At 41.0% G+C, this 23,054-nt stretch carries 23 protein-coding genes; 11 read left to right on the top strand and 12 right to left on the bottom strand.

Annotated features, from left to right (window positions below):
- Positions 1-28: 28 nt before the first annotated feature.
- Both murU and H5181_RS11730 read right to left on the bottom strand, forming a co-directional pair.
- Entirely contained in the window at positions 29-727 is a 699-nt protein-coding gene (gene murU, locus H5181_RS11735; RefSeq protein WP_182751097.1) for an N-acetylmuramate alpha-1-phosphate uridylyltransferase MurU, read from the bottom strand.
- The gene (locus H5181_RS11730) at positions 724-1,752 is read right to left on the bottom strand and encodes an aminoglycoside phosphotransferase family protein (RefSeq protein WP_182751096.1); all 1,029 of its coding nucleotides are present in this window, start codon (positions 1,750-1,752) and stop codon (positions 724-726) included. Before H5181_RS11730 ends, murU begins: the two co-directional genes overlap by 4 nt.
- Positions 1,753-1,895: 143 nt before the next feature.
- Between H5181_RS11730 and lptD the strand changes: the two genes are divergently transcribed.
- The 7 genes from lptD to H5181_RS11695 all read left to right on the top strand — a co-directional run bounded on the left by lptD (position 1,896) and on the right by H5181_RS11695 (position 10,884).
- Positions 1,896-4,196 carry an LPS assembly protein LptD gene (gene lptD / locus H5181_RS11725; RefSeq protein WP_182751095.1) on the top strand — a complete coding sequence of 767 codons (2,301 nt, stop codon included), beginning with the start codon at positions 1,896-1,898 and terminating at the stop codon, positions 4,194-4,196.
- Positions 4,197-4,339: 143 nt separating this feature from the next.
- Complete coding sequence (surA, locus tag H5181_RS11720) at positions 4,340-5,644, top strand: peptidylprolyl isomerase SurA (protein WP_182751094.1); 1,305 nt, start codon at positions 4,340-4,342, stop codon at positions 5,642-5,644.
- 9 nt (positions 5,645-5,653) lie between these two features.
- Complete coding sequence (gene pdxA / locus H5181_RS11715) at positions 5,654-6,637, top strand: 4-hydroxythreonine-4-phosphate dehydrogenase PdxA (protein ID WP_123776455.1); 984 nt, start codon at positions 5,654-5,656, stop codon at positions 6,635-6,637.
- Positions 6,638-6,646: 9 nt separating this feature from the next.
- The gene (gene rsmA / locus H5181_RS11710; RefSeq protein WP_102036414.1) at positions 6,647-7,453 is read left to right on the top strand and encodes a 16S rRNA (adenine(1518)-N(6)/adenine(1519)-N(6))-dimethyltransferase RsmA; all 807 of its coding nucleotides are present in this window, start codon (positions 6,647-6,649) and stop codon (positions 7,451-7,453) included.
- Positions 7,454-7,501: 48 nt separating this feature from the next.
- Complete coding sequence (apaG, locus tag H5181_RS11705) at positions 7,502-7,882, top strand: Co2+/Mg2+ efflux protein ApaG (protein WP_182751093.1); 381 nt, start codon at positions 7,502-7,504, stop codon at positions 7,880-7,882.
- A gap of 3 nt (positions 7,883-7,885) precedes the next feature.
- Positions 7,886-8,716 carry a symmetrical bis(5'-nucleosyl)-tetraphosphatase gene (locus tag H5181_RS11700; protein ID WP_182751092.1) on the top strand — a complete coding sequence of 277 codons (831 nt, stop codon included), beginning with the start codon at positions 7,886-7,888 and terminating at the stop codon, positions 8,714-8,716.
- A 146-nt stretch (positions 8,717-8,862) separates the two neighbouring features.
- Positions 8,863-10,884 (top strand): methyl-accepting chemotaxis protein, encoded by a 2,022-nt coding sequence (locus H5181_RS11695; RefSeq protein ID WP_182751091.1) that lies wholly within the window; start codon positions 8,863-8,865, stop codon positions 10,882-10,884.
- A gap of 473 nt (positions 10,885-11,357) precedes the next feature.
- Here the strand turns inward: H5181_RS11695 and H5181_RS11690 are convergent, their stop codons facing one another.
- The 7 genes from H5181_RS11690 to rplU all read right to left on the bottom strand — a co-directional run bounded on the left by H5181_RS11690 (position 11,358) and on the right by rplU (position 15,543).
- Positions 11,358-11,744 carry a DUF3718 domain-containing protein gene (locus tag H5181_RS11690; protein ID WP_182751090.1) on the bottom strand — a complete coding sequence of 129 codons (387 nt, stop codon included), beginning with the start codon at positions 11,742-11,744 and terminating at the stop codon, positions 11,358-11,360.
- Between the two features lie 98 nt (positions 11,745-11,842).
- Positions 11,843-12,325, bottom strand: a complete 483-nt coding sequence (gene folA / locus H5181_RS11685; RefSeq protein WP_182751089.1) for a type 3 dihydrofolate reductase — start codon at positions 12,323-12,325, stop codon at positions 11,843-11,845.
- A 19-nt stretch (positions 12,326-12,344) separates the two neighbouring features.
- Positions 12,345-12,815, bottom strand: coding sequence for a threonine/serine exporter family protein (locus H5181_RS11680; RefSeq protein ID WP_011638528.1), 471 nt, complete (start codon positions 12,813-12,815; stop codon positions 12,345-12,347).
- Positions 12,815-13,573, bottom strand: a complete 759-nt coding sequence (locus H5181_RS11675; RefSeq protein WP_182751088.1) for a threonine/serine exporter family protein — start codon at positions 13,571-13,573, stop codon at positions 12,815-12,817. Before H5181_RS11675 ends, H5181_RS11680 begins: the two co-directional genes overlap by 1 nt.
- Positions 13,574-13,593: 20 nt before the next feature.
- Positions 13,594-14,760 (bottom strand): Obg family GTPase CgtA, encoded by a 1,167-nt coding sequence (cgtA, locus tag H5181_RS11670; RefSeq protein ID WP_011638530.1) that lies wholly within the window; start codon positions 14,758-14,760, stop codon positions 13,594-13,596.
- A 200-nt stretch (positions 14,761-14,960) separates the two neighbouring features.
- Positions 14,961-15,215 (bottom strand): 50S ribosomal protein L27, encoded by a 255-nt coding sequence (gene rpmA, locus H5181_RS11665; protein WP_011638531.1) that lies wholly within the window; start codon positions 15,213-15,215, stop codon positions 14,961-14,963.
- A gap of 16 nt (positions 15,216-15,231) precedes the next feature.
- Entirely contained in the window at positions 15,232-15,543 is a 312-nt protein-coding gene (rplU, locus tag H5181_RS11660) for a 50S ribosomal protein L21 (protein ID WP_011638532.1), read from the bottom strand.
- 403 nt (positions 15,544-15,946) lie between these two features.
- Here rplU and ispB point away from each other — a divergent pair, with 403 nt between their 5' ends.
- Positions 15,947-16,918, top strand: a complete 972-nt coding sequence (gene ispB, locus H5181_RS11655) for an octaprenyl diphosphate synthase (RefSeq protein WP_123882062.1) — start codon at positions 15,947-15,949, stop codon at positions 16,916-16,918.
- 132 nt (positions 16,919-17,050) lie between these two features.
- Here ispB and ung read toward each other — a convergent pair whose 3' ends face one another.
- A complete protein-coding gene (ung, locus tag H5181_RS11650) occupies positions 17,051-17,713 on the bottom strand; it encodes a uracil-DNA glycosylase (protein ID WP_182751087.1) in 663 nt (220 codons plus the stop codon).
- A gap of 88 nt (positions 17,714-17,801) precedes the next feature.
- On the opposite strand from ung, the gene H5181_RS20915 reads away from it, so the two are divergent.
- Entirely contained in the window at positions 17,802-18,056 is a 255-nt protein-coding gene (locus H5181_RS20915; RefSeq protein WP_310734281.1) for a prepilin-type N-terminal cleavage/methylation domain-containing protein, read from the top strand.
- 367 nt (positions 18,057-18,423) lie between these two features.
- On the top strand, positions 18,424-18,750 hold the full coding sequence (locus tag H5181_RS11640) for a DUF3144 domain-containing protein (RefSeq protein WP_011638536.1): 327 nt from the start codon (positions 18,424-18,426) through the stop codon (positions 18,748-18,750).
- Positions 18,751-18,946: 196 nt separating this feature from the next.
- Here H5181_RS11640 and H5181_RS11635 read toward each other — a convergent pair whose 3' ends face one another.
- Positions 18,947-19,564: a LysE family translocator gene (locus tag H5181_RS11635; protein WP_182751086.1), complete on the bottom strand. Its 618-nt coding sequence runs from the start codon at positions 19,562-19,564 to the stop codon at positions 18,947-18,949.
- A gap of 137 nt (positions 19,565-19,701) precedes the next feature.
- On the opposite strand from H5181_RS11635, the gene H5181_RS11630 reads away from it, so the two are divergent.
- Positions 19,702-20,235, top strand: a complete 534-nt coding sequence (locus tag H5181_RS11630) for a thioredoxin family protein (protein WP_123776461.1) — start codon at positions 19,702-19,704, stop codon at positions 20,233-20,235.
- 122 nt (positions 20,236-20,357) lie between these two features.
- Here H5181_RS11630 and H5181_RS11625 read toward each other — a convergent pair whose 3' ends face one another.
- Positions 20,358-22,964: a TonB-dependent siderophore receptor gene (locus H5181_RS11625; protein WP_182751085.1), complete on the bottom strand. Its 2,607-nt coding sequence runs from the start codon at positions 22,962-22,964 to the stop codon at positions 20,358-20,360.
- Between the last annotated feature and the right edge of the window lie 90 nt (positions 22,965-23,054).

Here is a 23,054-nt window from a genome sequence, read left to right as displayed (position 1 = left end):
ATAACTAGCCATCATCAGATGGCGTAGCTTAAAGCGGTAACAGAGTCTCTATATCGACCAAGCGACGCTGTAATTTATCCAATCGCTCAAGTGTGCCGACATCGCACCAATAAGCATCAAAATGCTCACCTTGTATTTGTTGCTGGCCAATGGATTGTTTAAGCAAAGGACCCAAAGCCTGTTTACCTTCAGGCAACTGACTAAATAATTGAGGATGATAAATCCCCAGTCCAGCAAACGTTAACCTTTGTTCATCGCTCAAGGTTAATTTACCTTGGGCATCAATAGCAAAATCACCCTGTGGATGATGTTCTGGATTATCCACTAACCACAAATAAGCTTGTGCTTCACCTTGGTAAATGCGTTGATAAGCCAAGGTGACGTTAGGCAAGTGATCGATAAAAATATCACCATTGATAACCAGAAAAGGTTCGTCCCCCAACCAAGGTAATGCTTGCTTGATACCCCCAGCAGTTTCTAACGCTGTGGTTTCTTCGCTATAGCTAATCTGCAAACCCCATCGACTACCATCACCTAGCATTTCAGGTAACTTATGCCCTAACCAAGCTTGATTAATCACGACCTCAGTCACACCAATTAACGCGAGTTTTTCTAAGTGATATTCAATTAAAGGTTTACCTGCAACACTCACTAATGGTTTAGGTAAGGAGTCTGTTAACGGGCGCAAACGCTCCCCACGACCTGCAGCCAGAATCATCGCTTTCATGCTTCGCTTACCGCCTCATGAGTATTTTTGTGGTTTACTAACGGTAAAATCACCTTGTGGATCCACAGACTAAAATCGGCAATTTGTGGGTATTTAATCCCAATATCTGCGACATATTGCAAGGTTAATGGAATATCAGCCAGATAACCGCGCTTACCGTCACGATGATATAACCGCGCGAAAATCCCCGCGGCTTTGATATGGCGTTGTAACCCCATTAAATCAAACCACTTTGTATAGGTAGCAAAATCAACATTTTCATCAATCAATTGATGAGCTATAGCAAGCTGATAATGATATCGCATCAAGTGATTAACGATATCGTCCGGCCAACGCACGTAACAATCGCGCAGCAATGATACCGCATCATAAGTCACCGGCCCATGCACAGCATCTTGAAAATCTATCACTGCTAGCGCTTGATCATTTATCAGTAAATTACGGCTATGGTAGTCACGATGCATACCCACTTTCGGTTGTGCGAGTACATTATCTGTTAAGGCGGAAAACGTGGCCGTAATCATTTGCTGCTCATTGTCCGTTAATGCGTAATCTAAATGCTCTTTTAGTAACCAATCGACAAAAATAGCTAATTCTCTTGCCACAAAAGTATCATCGTAATCTGCTAACGGTCCATTGTCGGTTTCCGTTACCGTAGCAATAATCGGTAATAAGTTTAATGCCTGCTTATAGTAGTCGGTTACATTGCCTTTATTCAGCACCGACAAAAGCTGTAATTCGCCCACATCAGTTTGTAAAACAAAACCATAGTCATTGCAGGTTGCAAGCACTTCGGGTACCAGTAATCCTGCATGTTGATAAGCTTTAGCCATTGCCAAGAATGGTGCTATGGGTACTAAGTCGATAGGTGAATCTGAAACGATATAATCAATGCCTTGATGACGAAGACGAAAATAACGTCGAAAACTGGCATCGCCGCAGATCAAGTTAATGGCAACTTTATCGCCGAAATATTGGTATAACCAGTTACTTAACGCGACAAATCTTGGGTCAGATAAAATCATCTCAATGGCTCTTAACGAAAAATTGCTTTATTATAGCCAGCATAACATTTGGAAACAGCTAAAGAATGGAATGTTTCATCTAGCTGAGTATCTTTTTCTCTCCAAAACTTTCCGGAATCAGAATTCATAAATTATTGACAACAATGCAGATCCGTTATTTTCTGGCACTAAGCCTACTCCCAAATATCGTGTTGGCTGATGAGCCAACAACGACCGAAGCGCCTTCATTGCAATGCGTTGTTGCTCCGCCTGTTTCTCGTTCATTTGAGGACCGTGCAGCATTAACCGGCATATCAGACGATCAAATTGTTATCATTAGTGATCACTCCAGCGTTGCTTACAATAATCAAGCTGAGTTTTCGGGTGATGTCAGTTTCAGCCAAGGACTTCGTCATATTGCGGCTGATAACGCTGTATTAGATCAAAAAGAACAACGCTTAAATGCAGACGGTAACCTTATCTTTAAAGATGAGTTATTTACCGTTACGGCAGATACCTTAGAAGCCCAAATGAGCACAAATAACGCCACCCTAAAAGGCGCTCAATATTGGCTACATGGGCAACAAGTGCATGGCGATGCTGAAAAACTACAGATCACTTCAGACAATAATCTATTGCTAACAAAAACCAACTTCACTACCTGTCCGCCTGGTGACGAATCATGGTTACTCGAAGCTGACATGATCAAAATTGACAGCAAAGAAGAATGGGGTGAAATTTGGAATGCCAAGCTGCGTATTGCCAATATTCCAGTGTTATATATTCCGTATATGACTGTACCTGTATCGGACAAGCGTAAAACCGGTTTCTTATTTCCAAGTTTTAGTACCAGCACCACTAACGGTGTAGAAGTTAGTACTCCCTATTATTGGAATATCGCGCCAGAGTTTGACTTAACTTTCACACCAGACTTTATGTCTTCGCGTGGGCTATATACCAAAACAGAGTTTCGCTATCTTGCTGGAGAACAGCAAAATGGTCAGTTCAATGTAGAATATTTAGGCAGCGATAGTAAGCTAACGTCTAATGCTGACCGTTATTTGTATCACTGGAGCCATCAAGGCGCAGTTAACAAAAACTGGCGAGTGAGATCAGACTATACCGATGTGTCCGATAACAATTATTTCAACGATTTAAATTCTGACGTTAATCAATCAACCGATAACCAGTTATCACGGATCGGTGAAGCCAGTTATTTTGAACGCGACTGGGACTTCAACATGCGCGTGCAAGATATTAAAGTGCTTGGCGAAGATGAAAAACCATATCAAGTAATGCCACAGTTAAACTTTAATTATCGTTCTGCAGACATTTTTAACACTATCGATTTTAAATTTAATTCAGAACTGACCAATTTCCGCCATCAAGATAACGAATATAATACCGCAACCCGCTTACATTTAGTGCCAAGCTTAATTTGGCCGATACAAGGGCCTGCAGGTTCATTTACCAGTGAAGTTAAATTACTGCAAACTCAGTATTGGCAGCAAAATATAGACGAAGACTCAACATTAAACGACAGTATAAGCCGTACAATCCCGCAAGCGCGTTTACATGGCCAGGTGAATTTTGAGCGAGCAACCCAATTGTTTGATGAACAATACCGTCAAACCCTGGAACCTCAAATTCAATATCTTTATGTCGGCTATGAAGACCAATCCAATATTGGTATTTATGACACTGCACAGTTACAAGAAGACTATTATGGTTTGTTCCGCGATCGCCAATACTCAGGCTTAGACCGTGTTGCAGATGCCAACCAATTTACCTTAGGTTTTACCACTCGTTTATTTGATCAAACTAACCGTGAAAAACTCAAGTTTAGCGTAGGTCAAATCATGTATTTAGAAGACTCTAAAGTCAGTATTGACGATACTTACAAAGAAACTACCCAGTCAACATCGGTATTAGCGGCTGAATTAGATGCCCAGTTATACAACGATTGGTTTGTGAGTGGTTCAGTGCAACACGACACAGAAACGGGTGAAAACAAAAAGAATGAAGTCACTTTAGATTATCGTCCAAGTAGCGACCGATTATTGCAGTTAAGCTACCGATATGTACCCGACTTATTAAATACTAACACCAATGACCAAGTTGATATTTCCCAAGCTGGCGTACGTACCTCGTGGCCTATTAGTGATAACTTATACTTTGTCGGCAACTACTATTACGACCTCAATGAATCTCGTAATATTGAAACTTACACAGGCGTACAATATGAGTCATGTTGCTGGGCATTGCGCTTAAGTTATCATTATCGTATCAAAACCAACTATGACGATGATTTATCAGAAAGCATTGATGGACGCGAAGAGTTTGAAAGCGGTGTTTACCTAAACTTTGTCATTAAAGGTTTAGGTGGTTCAGGTCCGTTAGGGGTAGACGACATGTTAAATGAAGGCTTATTTAACTACCGTAAACCACTTTACTTGAGGAATTAGCATTCTTTTGTGATAGATTGCTGAACCTAGCGACAAACTCATAGTCCAATAACAACAAACATGCTGTTGAGTATGAAGTAGTAACCTTATTTTGGCGATGTATTGCCAGTTTTATTGAATCGAATGTGCCAAGGATTTTGTGGATGAAACACAGTAAAAAAATAATTTTTGCATTACTAGCGTTAGCTATGAGTAACACCAGCATGGCTGCGCCAATGCCATTAGATCGCGTATCAGTACAAATTAATGATGGCATTATTCTTGAGAGTGAAATCACCAACATGGTTTCAACTGTTAAAGCCAATGCTAAAGCAGCGAATCAAACATTACCATCTGATGATGCCTTGCGCACTCAGGTAATCGAACGTCTCATTTTAACTCATTTGCAAATGCAAATGGCTGAACGTATCGGCCTGCAGATTGGTGATTTACAATTAGACCAAACGATTGAAAATATTGCTAAAGAACAAAAAGTAACCGTTGCGCAAATGCAGCAGACTATTGAAAGCGAAGGTACGAGCTTCAGCCAATATCGCGAACAGTTACGTCAAGAAGTCACCCTAGGTGAAATTCAGCGCATTCAAGTGCAACGCCGTATTCAGGTTTCACCACAAGAAATTAGTGGTTTAGTGAAATTGATTCAAGAACAAGGCTTAAAAGATGTTGAGTTTCAAATTGGTCACATTCTAATTGAAGTACCAAGCAACCCAACGAGCGAACAACTTGAAGGTGCTAGCCGCCGTGCAGAAATCGTGCTTAAACGTTTAAACAATGGCGATGACTTCCGTAGCACCGCTATTGCGTCTTCATCAGGTCCTAAAGCGCTAGAAGGCGGGATCTGGGACTTTATGAACATTAACGAAATGCCAACCTTGTTTGCTGAAGTTATCAGTAACGCCAAAAAAGGTGACATAATCGGTCCGATTAAATCGGGTTCAGGCTTCCATATTATTAAAGTAGTCGACACTCGTGGTTTACAAACCCAAGAAGTTGAAGAAGTAAAATCGCGCCATATCCTGTTAAAGCCATCTCCGATATTATCGGAAGATCGTGCTAAAGCGATGTTGGCTAACTTTTTAGCTCAAGTTCGTGCAGGTGATGCTGATTTTGCTAAATTAGCCACTCAGTACTCTGAGGATCCTGGTTCTGCAGCTAAAGGTGGTGAGTTAGATTGGGCAGACCCAAGCATGTATGTGCCAGAATTTACTCAAACACTAGCCAGTCTTCAGGAAGGCCAATACAGTGAGCCTTTCCGAACTACTCATGGCTGGCATGTTGTCCAACTTGAATCGCGTCGCAAAACAGATGCAACTGAACAATTTAACAGTAACCGTGCTCATCAATTAATCTTCCGTCGTAAGTTTAATGAAGAGTTACAAAACTGGTTAGACGAAATGCGCTCTGAAGCGTATATCGAAATCGTTGAGCCAGAAAGCAAACGAGGCTAAGCAAAATTAATGACTAAACGTATTGCCATCACTCCCGGCGAACCAGCTAGTATTGGTCCCGACTTAGTCATCAAACTCGCTCAACAGGCATGGCCTGTTGAGTTAGTTGTTTGTGCCGACCCCAATTTACTCATGACACGAGCAAAAATGCTTGGACTGCCTTTACAACTCAGGCCGTATCAACCATCGCAACCACCGAAGCCGCAAACAGCAGGCACATTAACCATTGCTCCTTTTGCATTAGCAGAAGAAGTTGAGTGTGGCGTACTGAATGAAGCTAACAGCGCTTATGTAGTAGAAACTTTGCGTTACGCTGGTGAAAAAAATATGTCGAATGAATTCGACGCGGTTGTTACCGGTCCTGTGCATAAAGGCATTATTAACCAAGCAGGTATTCCGTTTAGCGGTCATACCGAATTTTTTGCACTACAAGCCAATTGTGCAGATGTCGTCATGATGCTTGCAGCCCCAGGGTTACAAGTGGCGCTAATGACCACACATATACCATTAGCTTACGTTGCAAAAGCCATTACCCGCGACAGACTGCATCACATTATTACCATTTTGCATCGGGAATTGGTCAGTAAATTTGGTTTAGGTTCACCCAAAATTTATGTGTGTGGACTCAATCCACATGCAGGAGAAGACGGCCATTTAGGCCGTGAAGAAATTGATACCATCATACCTGCGCTCAACGAGTTACGAGAACAAGGCATGGATATTGTTGGCCCGTTGCCAGCCGATACCTTATTCCAACCTAAGTATCTTGAACAAGCTGACGTAGTATTAGCGATGTATCATGACCAAGGATTACCTGTGCTTAAATCATTAGGTTTTGGCAAGTCGGTCAATATCACCTTAGGTTTACCTTATATTCGCACCTCAGTCGATCACGGCACCGCGCTAGAATTGGCCGGCAGTGGTAAAGCGGATTGCGGCAGTTTTACCTGTGCATTAAACAAAGCCATCGAATTGGCCTCAAAAAGTAAGTAACCCATTTTAATGAGTAATAAAGTACATTTAGGCCACACGGCCAGAAAGCGTTTTGGACAAAACTTCTTAACTGATCAAGGCGTGATTAGCAGCATAGTAGGCGCTATTGCACCTGATAATGATCATGTAATGGTTGAGATTGGGCCTGGTTTAGGAGCATTAACTGAACCTGTTGCAGATATGATTGATAACCTAACCGTTGTTGAATTGGATCGTGACTTGGTGAAACGCTTGCAATATCACCCAGTACTTAAAGACAAACTGACCATTCACCAAGGTGATGCATTACAGTTTGATTTTGGTCAGTTGCAACAGCCAGGCAAGAAAATGAAAGTGTTTGGTAACCTTCCTTACAATATTTCAACGCCACTGATGTTCCATTTGTTTGAGTTTGCAGAACAAATAGAAACAATGCATTTTATGTTGCAAAAAGAAGTGGTTTTGCGCTTATCAGCAAGCCCTGGTACTAAAGCTTATGGCCGTTTAACGGTGATGGCACAATATTATTGCCAAGTAGTACCAGTATTAGAAGTGCCACCAACAAGCTTTACCCCTGCCCCAAAAGTTGATTCTGCAGTGATAAGATTATTGCCTTTTGAAGTCAAACCTTGGCCGTGTAAAAATGTCGATGTATTAAGACACCTAGTCACGACAGCATTTAATATGCGCCGTAAGACTTTGCGTAATAATTTAAAAACCTTACTGTCAGATGAAGACTTTGCAGCATTGCAAATTGATGCGAGCCTGCGGCCAGAACAAATTAGTGTCCCACAATATGTGGCAATGGCTAATATGCTGTGTGACAAAAAAGATTAATTATAAGGGCATGCATATTGAGCATGCCCTTTTGCTTTAGGACATAATATGAGCCAAGTTGAATCGCCTATTAAAATTAAAGTCGACACCCAATACTTAGAACAACAATCAGATGTCGCCGATAATAAATACCTATTTAGCTATACCATTACCATCATCAACCTGGGTGATAATAAGGTGACTCTTAAAGACCGTCATTGGATTATCACTGACGCTGACGGCGAACAGAATGAAGTAAAAGGCCCCGGTGTTGTAGGGGAAACCCCCACAATTGCACCTAATACGGCTTACCAATATACCAGTGGCACTGTGATGGCAACGCCAGTGGGCTTTATGCAAGGATCATATGGTATGGAAAATCATAAAGGCGAGCGATTTTTAGCAACCATTCCGCCTTTTCGTCTTGCTGTACCAGGGATATTTCAATAACTCATGGCACACTATTTTGTCGGCGATGTTCAAGGATGTTATTCCGAGTTACAACTATTACTACAAAAAGTGGCTTTTAACCCCTCCAAAGATCAACTTTGGGCGGTGGGCGATCTTGTGGCCAGAGGTACTGAATCGTTAGCAACCCTTCGTTTCTTCCAATCATTACAAGATTCAGCCAAAGTGGTACTGGGTAATCATGATTTACATCTTTTGGCCCTGCACGGAAAACTCAAACGAGCCAATCCACAAGATCATCTTGATGAATTACTCAACGCTCCTGATATTGATAATTTAGTCAATTGGCTCCGCCAACAACCCTTAGTCAGAACGTTACCGGAACACAATATCATCATGACCCATGCTGGTGTGCCTCCACAATGGGATAAAGTCACTCTTGAACATGAAGCAGCGCAAGTCAGCGTTGCATTACAGCAAGATGATTATCTAAGCGCATTAATTGCCAAAATGTACACAGAAGATGCTGAGCATTGGTCTCCATCTTTGCACGGTATCGACAGACTACGTTATTGTATCAATGCATTAACACGTATGCGTTTTTTACACCTTGATGGCCGTCTTGATTTTAAATGTAAATTACCGCCCAGCGAACAGCATTCTACCGAGTTACGCCCATGGTTTGAATTTGCATCAAAAACAGTGCCGCAAAACACTCTCATATTCGGTCATTGGGCGGCGTTAATGGGCAAAACAGATAATCTGCACGTTGTCGCATTAGATACAGGCTGCTGCTGGGGAGAGCATTTAACATTATGGCATCTTGAAAAGAATGAAATAATTACCCAAAAAAAGGTTAATTTAACGTTAAACTAAAGTACCATTTAGCCGATAGTTAAATGTAGAATTTATTACACTTGCCTGAGAAACAACCACCCTTTAATAAATTCAATATCATAATATGCGATAACACATAAAAATAAGAAATCAGGATCAAATAATAATAATAGCCGGAGTACTGTATGAAAATTAATGTAGCGACCAGAGTCATTGGTGGTTTTACCGTTGTGACACTGTTATTGATGGTCCTCGGTGGTGTGACTATGCTGAGTAACAACAGTATTAAAGACGGGACGACTATTCTTAAGACAATCAGCCTACCTGCACTTGAATCAACGAGTATCTTAAGTGAGAATTTAAGCACTCAGCAAATTGAAGCGTTACTCGCTTATTACAGTACTCATTCATCAAAAATTCCAACGATAGAAAAGAGACTCACAGACTTAGATAACGCATTTGAAAAAGACCTAGCTCGCTTAAATAACTTAGTAAGCAAACAGAATCAACTTACTGCGCCGTTGGCAGCGTTAACTAAAAGCTACGCAGTATATCAAGCGAGTGCTACAAAAATGCTCGTAGAGCGTGAAAGCGCCCTAAACTTACAAGAAAAATTACTCAAAATGCGCAGTAACCTTGAAAATGCTGCAGACGACTCATCATCTATTTTATTAGACATCATCGACCTAGAAACCAGTGAAGATCAAAATGAACGCAGTTTGGCCGCAACAGCCAGCCTCGTTGATGGTACATTTATCAATATCATTACCACGATTTATGATTTAGTCGCCTCAACCGAACAAAGCAAGTATGACCTAATCAACAAAGAACTCGATTACATGGTCAGTGAAGCTTCATCCAAATTGGATCACATTGGCCGTCAAGGCAGTGGTATAGTCAGCAGTTCAATTTTAGAAGATTTAAGCATTGAAAGTGCAAAAGTCTTTAAGTTACTAAAAGGCAGCGACTCACTTTTAGCCCTAAAACAACAACAATTAAATCATGAATTTGCTGCAGCTAAACAGTTAGCTGATACGCAAAGCTCAGCCAAAGACGTCAACAAGAAAATGACCGTGTTAGCAAAATCAATCGACACGTTCGCGGGTGATATCAGCACCACAGCACTAGAAATTATTGATTCGGCAGCTATTAAAACGCTACTGGTGGTATTAACTGCCATTATCGTCGCCATTATTGTTAGTATTGCTGTTGTTAAACCACTGACCCGCTCGTTAGAGAAAGTCAATAAAGCCTTAAATGTTCTGGCATCGGGTGATTTAACCCATAAATTAGATGACACAGGCCATGATGAATTCGCAGAGTTAGCCAAAAACTGCAACCGATTAGTCGACAGTCTACGGAGCCTTATTGTTGGCATCGTTGATCGTTCAAATCAGTTAGCTGCTGCGGCAGAAGAAACCTCTGCGATTACCTCGCAAACCACTATTGGTATTCAAGAACAAAAGAGTCAAGTGGACCAAGTTGCTACGGCAACCACGGAGCTGAGTTCAAGTGCACAACAGGTATCAATGAGCGCCGATCAAGCACTGAATGAGATTAAACAAGCTGACCAAGAAACACAGCATATGCGTACCCTTGCAGAAGAAAGCAAAAATACCATTCTTGCTCTTGCTGAAGAAGTTGCTAAAGCTGGTATTGTTATTAATAAAGTCCATTCCGACAGTGCGTCAATCGGCTCTATTTTAGATGTGATCCGTGGGATTGCAGATCAAACTAACTTACTTGCGCTAAACGCTGCCATTGAAGCCGCTAGAGCGGGTGAACAAGGGCGAGGCTTTGCAGTAGTAGCTGATGAAGTACGTAATTTAGCATCACGCACTCAACACTCAACCAGTGAAATTCAGCAGATGATTGAAGTATTGCAACTTGGCACCCAGGAAGCCGTTGCGGTTATGGAATTAGGTCGTACTCAAGCACAGAGCTGTGTTGAAAAGAACGAACAATCAAATCTAGCCTTAGAGACTATTAGTAAGTCAGTTCACCGAGCCTTTGATTCTGGTAATCATATAGCTCAAGCTGCCCAAGAGCAAAATATCGTTAGCCAGCAAGTTTCAGAAAAACTCGAACATATTGCCTCTATTTCAGAGGAAACCTCAATAGGTGCAGATCAAACCGCACAATCAAGTCAGCAAGTCGCTATGCTTGCAGAAGAACTACAAGCCTCGGTACGCGAGTTCAAGGTTTAATCTATACAATATAGTTAGTTTTCACAAAAGGCCCTTAGTGGGCCTTTTTTATTGTCTGCAATATTTGATTACGAGTCACTTACACTCAGATGGTAAATCAAATAGTCGATTTATACAGAGCAGAATATGATGCCTGAAGCAGTAGCATAGCAGCCAACTGAGTGTGCTTTTAACTTCTGTTCGAAACGCGTATGTAAACCTTTACTGCAATAGATAGCTCAACCCAAAATGAAAAGTTTACTTCTAGATCAATAGAAAATGAATTTTAGACCGAAATAGATAAGCAGATTACAGATTACGAGTAAGCAAACTAAAAATTGAAACAAAAGAATAAATAGACATGTATAGGACTGATATTATAGTCATTGCTAATCAACATAATGAGTGAATTAGCGACATAAAAAATGCCGATAATTACTTATCGGCATTTTTAATTTATATTGACTGACTCATCCGATTATATCTCACCAGAATTAGCCACCAACGCGCTCTTTAATCGCGTCAGTAATCGGGCTACCATCATGACCATTAGCAAGAGCCCAGTCTAAAATGGTTTTGCCATCAGCCTCAGGAATAGCTAAATCAGTTGAAGGTAGACGCTTTGCGATAAATTCACCGACATCATTGGCATTTGAATTGTAGGCAGTACGCAATAAACTGCTGCCATCACAAGAAATACCTGAATAAACATTACGTAATTTAACACGACTTTCTTTCATCTTTTTACGTAAACGGCTTTTGTCGTCTGATTTTACATAATCACAAATATTTGCAACCAATTGATCTGTATCGGCAATAGCAGGGGCTGACACAAAAGATGCTGCAATCAGAGCTGCAATAGCTACAGGCAATAGACGCATCTGACACTCCTTTATATTTTTATAGTTATATAGCTATGTATAGAGATCATGCTTTAGATCACATCTACATATTAATTTCAGGGTTAAACCCGACTAATTTAACATTTTTTAACGAAAGTGTTAAAGCTATATTGCAATCCTTTGTCGTTTGTTGCAGTTACTGAATTCTGTAAATCCCAAGAACCATCATCCCAAGCAGGGAATACTGTGTCACCATCAACATCGACATCAATTAACGTTAGATATAATACGTCAGCTTGAGGCAAGAGTTGTCGGTAAAGTTGACCGCCACCAATCACCACTATTTCTTCACAATCACCCGCAGCGGTAATAGCTTCATCAAAGCTTTTTACGCAGGTAACACCTTCAATACTCAACTGACTATTACGACTAATCACTATATTGTGGCGCCCCGGTAATGGTCGACCAATGGACTCATAGGTTTTACGCCCCATAACAACAGGTTTAGACAAGGTCATAGCTTTAAAATGGCGTAAATCCTCAGGTAAATGCCAAGGCATTTTATTGTCTTTACCTATAACTCTATTGTTGGCCATTGCGGCAATCATTGCGATACGCATTGAAGCTAAATCCTTATGGTTAAATAATCGGTCTGGTTCGGTAGTACAGCAAACTTGGTAACGCTAATCCTACGGCCAGCGCACCTAGGATAAATACTGTTTTTAAACCGTTGACGATGACCTGAGCTGTTAGTTCGGGACTAACCTGACTTTGTGCCGTGAGTTGAATTAATGCTATGACAGTATTGAATGCATACGTTCCTGGCACCATGGGAATAATGGCAGCAACAGCGTACATTAATGGTGGGGCAAGGTGACGTTTAGCAAACTGAATAGTAATCAAGCCAACAATAGCAGCGGCGATAAATGTCGCCCATTCAATTGGCATTGAAAAATGTAATAAAAAAGTTCTTGAACTGTGGCCGATAGCACCTGCAATGGCACAATAAATTAAATAGCGTTTAGGGACATTAAACACCATTGCAAAACCAACCGCAGGTATCGCCGAAAAAAAAGCATCATGCAGCAACAAACTTAGAAAGGATAACATTAAAAAATCCCTCCCATTTGCATCGCGATCGTAATGCCAATAACCGATGCTAAGGTTAATAAGGTTGCATGACCCCAACGGGAAATACCCACATTCATGTGGCCCTTAACCATATCAGAAATGGCATTAATTAGCGGAAATCCTGGTACTAGCATCAACACACTTGCCGCCATTGCGGCTTGAGGCGTTTCGGAAATAGACCCAAGGTAGCCGATTTGTGCAATAGCCGCGATCACAAATGCAGTCAGTGAGAAGTTAACCAATAAATTGAAATGTCTGGATGCCAGAAAAAGACGTACGATCATTCCAACCGATGAGGCAAAAAATGTGATTAAGCATGCCATCATGTCGCCATCAAATAAATGACAGAAACTTGCGCATGACAAACCTATCATAGGAACTACAGCAATTGCGGGATATGTTTTAGGAGAAATATGAGCGAGACGTCTACGAACTTCATTGGCACCATAAATGCCCTTTTCGGCTAGTATACAGATTCGCTGAAGCTCACAAATCACCATCATATTAATGCCATGAGCACGAATACGACGGGTTGTGGTAATGCATCGACCGTGTACCAAGCTAGTTAATACTAATGCATTGGATGATATTGATAATTCAATGCTAGCAATACCGAGTGCTTTACCAAGGCGCTGACTAATCTCTTCAACGAGATCAGACTCAGCACCATATGCCAGTAATAGCTGTGCACAGCGCACTACAAGGCGGGTAATTTCATTTTGGCTATCTTCGTACACGATGTCCTCAAATGAGTTCTTTAACGCTGATATATAACTTCTACATCATAGTCATCATCATCAAAATCTTCGTCAAAGTCATCATCATAATTTTCATTAGCGTTTTCATCTTCAGCGCTATGATAATTATCCCATTTGAATTCAACATCAGCATCTGCGGTAATTTCTTCCACAATAGCTGGTAAACTTCTAATGTAGTCAAGCATCTTGATACTTAACTCTTCAGTACCCGTTCGATTGTAAGCTGACATAGTATAAACATCACCTTGCCAATCTAACTCTTTGACAATACGATCAATTTTAGCTTGTATCTCTTCATCTAGCAGTAAATCGGTTTTATTAAATACTAACCAACGCGGTTTTGCTGCTAGCTTTGGAGAGTATTTCTCAAGTTCACCGACAATTGCACGAGCAGAATAAACGGGGTCTACGCCATCAATAGGTTCGATATCGATAATGTGTAACAACATACGGCAGCGTTCAAGATGCTTTAAGAAACGAATACCTAAGCCAGCACCTTCAGCAGCACCTTCAATTAGACCTGGAATATCGGCAATAACAAAGCTTTGGCCTGGACGCGGATTAACCACACCAAGGTTTGGCACCAAAGTCGTAAACGGATAATCAGCAACTTTAGGCGTAGCACGTGATACTGAACGGATAAAGGTTGATTTACCTGCGTTTGGCATCCCTAATAAACCCACATCAGCAAGTAACAATAACTCAAGTTTAATTGAGCGTACTTCACCTGGGGTACCTAATGTTTTTTGGCGCGGAGCACGGTTAGTACTACTTTTAAAACGGGTGTTACCTAAACCGTGGAAACCACCTTTAGCAACAAGAAGCTTTTGTCCATTTACAGTAAGATCGCCAAGTGACTCTTCTGTTTCTTGATCGATAGCACGAGTACCTACTGGTACTTGCAGAACCAAATCACTGCCGCCATGCCCGGTACAATCACGACCACGGCCATTGGTGCCACGTTCAGCCATATGAAAACGAGTAAAACGATAATCAATCAGCGTGTTCAAGTTTTCGTTAGCTTGCAGGTATACACTGCCGCCATCTCCGCCATCACCACCGTCTGGACCACCATCTGGTACATATTTTTCGCGTCTAAAACTCACGCAACCGCTTCCGCCGTCACCTGCTTCTACGCGAATATTCGCTTCATCAACAAACTTCATACTGACTCCTGACGCCACTTAATCTGTAATTATAATCCCAAATCACTGGAATTTGCAGGAAAGCGCTGAAGATAGCATTCATCACGATATCGCCTACTGCATATAAACAAAATCATCAAACTATCAACAACAGTTTAATGATATAAAAAACACAAAAGCCCCACCATAGGCAGGGCTTTCGAGATCTAGCTTAGAAAGAATTAAGCTTCGATGCTAATAAACTTACGGTTATTAGGACCTTTAACTTGAAACTTTACTTTACCGTCTGTTAATGCAAACAAAGTATGGTCACGACCAATACCTACGTTTACACCAGCGTGGAACTTAGTACCACGTTGACGAACGATAATGTTACCAGCTAGAACTGATTCACCACCAAAACGCTTAACACCAAGACGTTTACTTTCCGAATCGCGGCCGTTACGAGTACTACCGCCAGCTTTTTTATGTGCCATGAGTTAGACTCCTAAATTATGCGCTAATCGCAGTGATTTTAACTTCGGTGAACCACTGACGGTGGCCCATCTTCTTATCGTGATGCTTACGACGACGGAACTTGATAATAGTTACCTTTTCGCCGCGACCGTGGCCAACTACTTCAGCTACGACTTTACCGCCAGCAACTAAAGGAGCTCCAACGTGTACTGTTTCACCATCAGCGATCAATAAAACTTGATCGAATTCTACGGTTTCACCAGTAGCAACTTCTAATTTTTCTAAACGAACTGTATGACCTTCAGCAACACGGTGTTGCTTTCCGCCACTTTGAAAAACAGCATACATGGCTATTTTACTCCAAATGACTAACACACTAACTCATATTATTGACGAGACTAGGTGCTAAAAAACTTTTAATGACAATGGGCGCGGATTCTACGCGAAGAATTATCATCAGGCAAGTCTTAATTCACTATCAAATAAAAAAGACCTTATTACCGCACACTATTCATTAATAGCTAATGTGCCTTCTTCAAAATTTAGTTAACATGACCATGTTCATTTATACCTAATTTTTATAATTAAATTGGTCGGAATCCTACTAACTATCGTAAAATCAGGATTCTGTATGTTCAATTGTGGAAATACATACTTTGAAAAATAGCACTGATATCCTGTAAGATATGCGCTCTAATTCGATATGACTAATTAAGGGTGCAAGCCTGTCGCCCAACAACCAGAGACTATTATGGATTTAAACGCCATTCGTCAACTGGCTGACACTGATATGCAAGCAGTCAATCAGCTGATATACAAACAACTTGAATCTGATGTAGCCCTAATTAATCAATTAGGCTTTTACATTATCAATGGCGGTGGTAAGCGTTTACGTCCGTTATTGTCAGTATTAGCCGCACGAACCGTTGACTACCAAGGCGAGCATCACCTTAAACTCGCGGCGATCATCGAGTTTATCCATACTGCGTCTTTGTTACATGATGATGTTGTTGATGAATCGACATTGCGTCGCGGCCGCGAAACCGCCAATGCCTTATTTGGTAACAGTGCTAGCGTGCTCGTAGGTGACTTTTTATATACTCGTTCATTTCAAATGATGACCGAGCTCGAAAACATGAAAGTGCTGCAAGTCCTTGCTCATACCACTAACGTACTTGCAGAAGGTGAAGTGTTACAGTTAATGAACTGTAATGACCCAGATACCACCGAAGCTAACTACATGCGGGTTATCTACTGTAAAACTGCAAAATTGTTTGAAGCGGCAACTCAGTTAGCCGGCGTATTAGCCAATGTGAGCCCAGAGCAAGAACAAGCATTAGCTGATTACGGTAAATATCTCGGCACAGCTTTTCAATTAACTGATGATTTACTGGATTACACAGCTAACGCTGACGAACTAGGCAAAAACATTGGTGATGACCTTGCTGAAGGCAAGCCAACATTACCGCTAATTTATGCTATGGAAAATGGTTCTGATACGGCTAAAAAACTGATCCGTGATGCAATTGAGCAAAGTGATGGCACCAAAGCGATTGATGAAATTCTAGTAGCGTTAGAGGAGTCTGGTGCATTAGTTTATACCCAGGAAAAAGCTCAAGCAGAAGCACAGAAGGCCATCGATGCACTCAGTGTTTTCCCTGACAGCGACTACAAGCAAGCACTCATTTCGTTAGCTCATCTGTCGGTTAATCGCAGCAGTTAATAGTAATTAACAGTAATGAGTAACAATCAGTTATTAACAATCAGTTATTAACTGCATAATCCATCATGAATTCATTTTTTGATGTTGATGCGTAAAAAGGTGTGAATACTAAATTCACACCTTTTTTTATGATCAAACTTGCCAATTTATGGCTAGGTTGCCTTGTTCAATTAATAATTGATTAATACTTGAAAAGTGACCGCAACCAAAAAAACCTCGGTAAGCAGATAATGGCGATGGATGCGGGCCGTTAAATACATGATGATGCGATGCAGTAATCAAACGACCTTTCTTGATAGCATGATTTCCCCAACACACAAATATAATCGGCGAAGGTTGTTGGTCTAATCGCAGCAATACATTATCAGTGAATGTCTCCCAGCCAGATTTAGCATGTGAATGAGCTAACCCCTGCTCTACCGTCAGTACCGTATTTAATAGTAAAACACCTTGCTCAGCCCAAGAGCTTAAATTGCCATGTTCGGGAGTCACAAAGCCTTCAATATCATTCGTTAATTCTTTATAGATATTCGCTAATGATGGAGGCGGTTTAATACCTTTTTTAACCGAAAAAGAAAGCCCATGAGCTTGATTGGGCCCATGGTAAGGGTCTTGCCCCAGTATCACGACTTTAACCTCTGAAAGCGGCGTTAAATCAAAAGCAGTAAATACTTCATCATCAGGCGGATAAACGGTTTTATTATCGTCCCTTTGAGAAGCTATAAAGTGTTGCAAATGTTGATAATATTCCTGAGATTGTTGTTGCTCAAACAACTCTTGCCAATGGGAGGTCATTCAATGAATTCCTTAAAAGTAAGCGATAAATTAGTGAACGGCTCAGTCTTTAGTTACTATTAACAGATTAATCACCATTACAAATAATATGATGCCATTACGTAATAATAAAAGCACCGCTAAAAGTGGTTTTACCCTTATTGAACTCGTCGTTGTTATTATCATACTTGGTATCATCGCTGTTATCGCTTTGCCAAAGTTCATCGATTTAGGCCAAGACGCTAAAATCGACTATGTAAAAGCAACTGGCGGAGCATTTTCTTCAGCAATAACCTTGGCTCATTTGAAGTGGGCCACGATGGGGTATTCAGGCCCAGCAGATAATTTAGCAATTTTCAGTTAAGCCGGAACCGATGGCGAACTGGATATGAACCAATGGGGCTATCCTGCACAGAATTATCCACCTTACGAAGCCTCTCCAAGACTGAATAATGTTAATGACTGCCTTTCCGTCTGGCCTACTCTATTGCAGGATGGTCCAAGCGTTTCGAGTAGTGCAGATAAAGATTCATCTGATTACCAAGCGGAATATATCAATTCAGATCAATGCCGATATAACTACAACTTGCTATCACTTATGTCGATATATTATGACTCACGTAACGGCCAGGTCTTGGTAGATTCAGATCCCAATAGCTAATTTTTTACCTGATATTTTCCAATAAAAACGTTACACTCAATGGAAAATTAACTCACAAAAAGTGGATCTGATGTCTGAAGCCAAACCAGAATTAACAATGTATCAAATAGCTGACCAATTTATTGCCCTAGCCAATCAACTAAGCCAACAAGAAAATGATATTGGTAAAGTGGGAACAGCAATGAGATTTGCTTCAGCACGCTTTAATGCGTTCGAAGCCTCAATTAAATCAGCTGATCTTGCTGCTGAAAAAGATCATGCATTAGCTTGGTTCTCTGATGAATTTAAAGCCATGCTAAAAGAAAACTTAGAAGATCATATTGCTAACCCTCCTGTAGCGGCACCGCAACAAGAGCAAAAAAGCGATGATAGCGTGCAAATGTTTAAAGGTGCCTAGCATTCGCTAACAACGTCACTGATAATTAGCCGTTAATCAATAATCCCTACCAGAGATCTGGTGGGGATTACTTTTTTTAAAATCAGGCACATTTAACACTCCCCATCACTACTTACTATTTTCTCTGTTCGCTTTAACAACTAAACCTATGCATAACCAGCATAATTAATCACAGTAACCCGATTAGACATCGGTGTTATAACAGCGTGTAAATAACCCTAATAGAAAGTAAAATCAATACAATACCTGAGAGTCTATCAATCAACTTTGCCTTTTCACGTAACTTAGGTAGTACAGCAGAATGTGATAACACAAATGCGATAACGGTATACCACAAGCCATCAATAATTAACGGGGTAAATACAATTAATGCTTGGCCAGTGGTCGTTTGTGCAGCCATGACAAATTGGCTAAATAAGGCTAGAAAAAACAATAATATCTTAGGATTAAACAGTGAAATAGCTAGCCCGTCACGAGCTGCAACCCATAAACTAGTGGCTTCCCCAGCGGCTAACTTTTGCTGCATCCCGCCTTTGGAACCCAGCGCTTGAATACCCATCCAAGCTAAGTAAATTGCTCCGATTATCGCTATGGCATTAAAAATTAATGGAGATGCTTTTAATATTGCCGCTAAGCCTAATAAAGTCACCAGTGCATACACGCCAATACCAATTGAATGCGCCCAAGCACACACTACACCGTGTAATCTTCCACCACTGAGTGTATGCCTCACTACCATGGCTAAACTCGGGCCTGGAGACATAGCACCCAAACAGCATATCGCTAATAGTCCCAGCCAAGTACTTAACGTCATAACACCTCTTTAAATTACAGTTAGCCTATCTATAATCTTTGTACAAAAACAATTTTAACAACCAGTTAAGTATGCGCTGTTAATGTCGCGTCACTTATTAAGTGATGAATATGATAACGTATTTACCGAGGAAACCTATGACCACATTAATGCTGATATTACTCTTGGTTATTTTTAGCGCTGTAGTGATATTGATTTGGGCTAAAATAAAAGGCAAATCGATTCCGACCTTAGTGATAGCCATGCTCATTTTCATGGGGTTCTGTTTTGCGGGGATCATAGCATTTGTTAATAAAGGTGAAGACTATCAAGCATATCAAACATTGAATTGGCAGCCACTTGAACCTGAAAAAATTGCTACCTATGTTGAACAAGGCAATATTGTGTTTGTTGATATTACAGCCGACTGGTGTGTCCCCTGCCAAACCAATAAAGCCAACGTGCTTCATCGCGAACAAGTCGTAAATCAATTAAACCAACAACACATTATCCTCATGCAAGGTAATTGGACTCAAGCAGATACCGTCATTGAACAGTATATGGGACAGCAAGCGGCTGCTGGCACGCCGTTTAATAAAATCTACGGCTCATCCTACCCTGAGGGTATTGAGTTGCCTAAAGCGCTGATTATCGACGATGTGTATCGAGCATTGGCTTTGGTCGTCAAATAAAATACTTAATCTTCAAAAAATATTTAGTCTTCAAGAAAAATTCTTAAAAAATGCTCTCATTAAAAAAGACTGCCGAAGCAGTCTTTTTAGTTTTTGATTGGTTTTTTGAATGTCGCTAACGCTTAGAAGCGGTAATTAACACGGCCGTAGTAGAAACCACCGTTGTAATCAAATGGACCACTCTCGTAGTACACTGCACCTAATTCACCCAAAGTGCCATCTTTTAGCTTCTGCGCTTCTTGATCGAAGATATTGTTTGCGCCCACTGATACCGTTAGGTTATCAAGTACCGCATAGCTCACTTCAAGATCGATAGTCACTGCAGCGTCTGCCACTTCAGAACCCCAATCAGAGGTATCATCAGCGTGTGTAGCGTAATATTCACCATACATATTACCACGAACTGACATGCTTAAATCATCCCAGCTTTGGCCCCAAGTAAGGGTTGCACGGTGTGCAGGAATACCATCTTCTAAACGACGAACTTTACCTGCATCTGTTGTTTCAGGGTCATATTTATCAACACTGGTATCAGTCCAACCATAAGCTAAACTGAACTTAGCATCACCTGATAGCATTTCTGTAGTATAAGACGCTACAACATCAACACCTTGAGTCGTTGTATCAAAGTCATTAGTGTAGAAGGTTACCGCAGAGATCAACTCAGGGAATTCAACACCAGCAGCACGTAATGCATCATAGTCACTTGCTTCAACCGAGATTTGACTAGATTGTGCAATACGACCAGTAACTTCAATGTTGTAGTAATCAACAGTTAAGAACAAGTTATCATATTGGTAGACGAAACCTGCTGCAAAGCTAACAGACTCTTCAGGATTAAGAACTTCACCACCATAGAAAGCCGCTAATGGGTTTGTTGGTGGAGCAATGAAGGTTTGAATCAAGTCACCGTTAACAATCGATGTTTGAGTGTTAACTACGTTTTCTTGACCAACAGTTGGCGCACGGAAACCAGTACTGTGTGATGCACGAAATGATAATTCATCGGTTGCAACATACTGCGCGGTTAACTTGTAGTTTAGTGTGTCACCAAAAGTAGAGAAATCTTCATAACGAAGTGCAATACCTAATAAGAAATCTTCGGTTAAATACGCTTCAACGTCAGTATAAATACCAATGTTATTACGGTCGTTTTTACCGGCTGATTCAGGGCCAAAGCCTTTAAAGCCGTGTGAGCCAATATTGAATCCCTGATCGGCATAAGGGCCTGCAGTCCAAGAGGCGTCATCACCTTGACCAATTTCGAATGATTCTTCACGCCATTCAAAACCAGTAGCAAAACTAATATCTTCTAAGCTACCAATAGTAACGAAACGGCTAAAGTCGATATTAACAGTTGTTTCTACTTGCTCGTAAGAACCGGTATCAAAGTCAGTTGGCGTGTCTAAACCCAATGATGGGTTAAGAGAATTTTTTAAACCAAAGCTGGCTTTGTTGCTACCAGTACCCGCACTGGCATCATACATCCACTCGCCTAGCTCACCTTTAACACCAGCGAAGAAAGACATATCTTCAATTTTACCGGTAAATTGTGGTGTATACCCGCCTGGACGAATTTGGTTCATTGAGAAACAGTTAGGATCTGCAACCATTGCTTGATAAGCGTCAGTACCTAGCACGTTTCCATCTTGATCTGGAATACCATCACCATCGGTATCTATCTTAGGAATAGGAACATCCATGTTGTTACATGTTGCGACACCATCAGTGGCCAAACCAACATCACCAACTAATAAACTTTCACCACCATCTACTGAATAAACGTTACCGCGGTTATGTGGGTTACGATAATAGAAACCACCTGTTGCTTCACGTGATGACACGTTACCAAATGCATACAAGTGAGTATTGTCGTTAATATCAAAACCAGAGTTTACGAATACAGTAAAATCATCATTGATCTCTGGGTTACCCCAAGTTTGCGCTGGATTGAGAATTGAAGTATTGCCTCCAGCAGCAATAGCGGCTGCATCTGGACGCTGGACACTACGGCTAGTCTCATCTGCGGTTTTATATTGTGCACTGATATTAACAAAGCCATCATCAGTCAAAGGTAAACCAATGTTACCGTCAATTGTGGTTGCTGCTCCGTCACCTTCGTAGTATTCACCTTGGCTGACAGTGATAGAGCCACCTTCAGAGGCATCTTTTAATACAAAGTTCATCACACCAGCAATCGCATCCGAGCCATACTGAGCAGCTGCACCGTCACGTAAAACTTCAACTTGCTTTAATGCCACACCAGGAATAACCGAAATATCTGGCCCTTGTGCACCATCGTTAATGCCACCACCTTGGAAAGCAATAACTGACGCACGATGACGGCGTTTGCCGTTAACCAAAATAAGTGTACTGTCAGACGGTAAACCACGTAAGTTAACTGGACGAACTAACGTTGCTGCATCACTAATCGGTTGTGCACGAGAGTTAAAAGAAGGCACTGATGTCACTAACATGTCGATCATGTCGGTCGAACCGTTTTTCTTTAGGTCATCACTGCTAATGATATCAATTGGAACCGGTGAATCACCAATTGAACGAGGTGCTGCACGTGAACCGACTACTGCGATTTTTTCAACGTTTTCTTTCTTTGCGACTTCTTCATCGGCTGCGAATGCTTGAGCGCTTACCACAGATCCGGCAAGTGCAAATGAAATGGCTAAGCTCAAAGAGCTAATACCAAATTTAGATTTTTTTGATTGCATCATTATTATGTTCTCAACTGCTTATTATTGTTGTTTGTCGACGATATTTTTCACAAAACGAATGAAAAACATGTCTATCCCTATCGAAACGCT

It is taken from the genome of Shewanella sp. SG44-2, from assembly GCF_014164215.1.
GTDB lineage: Bacteria > Pseudomonadota > Gammaproteobacteria > Enterobacterales > Shewanellaceae > Shewanella > Shewanella frigidimarina.
This window is presented reverse-complemented; position numbering and strand designations above follow the sequence as displayed.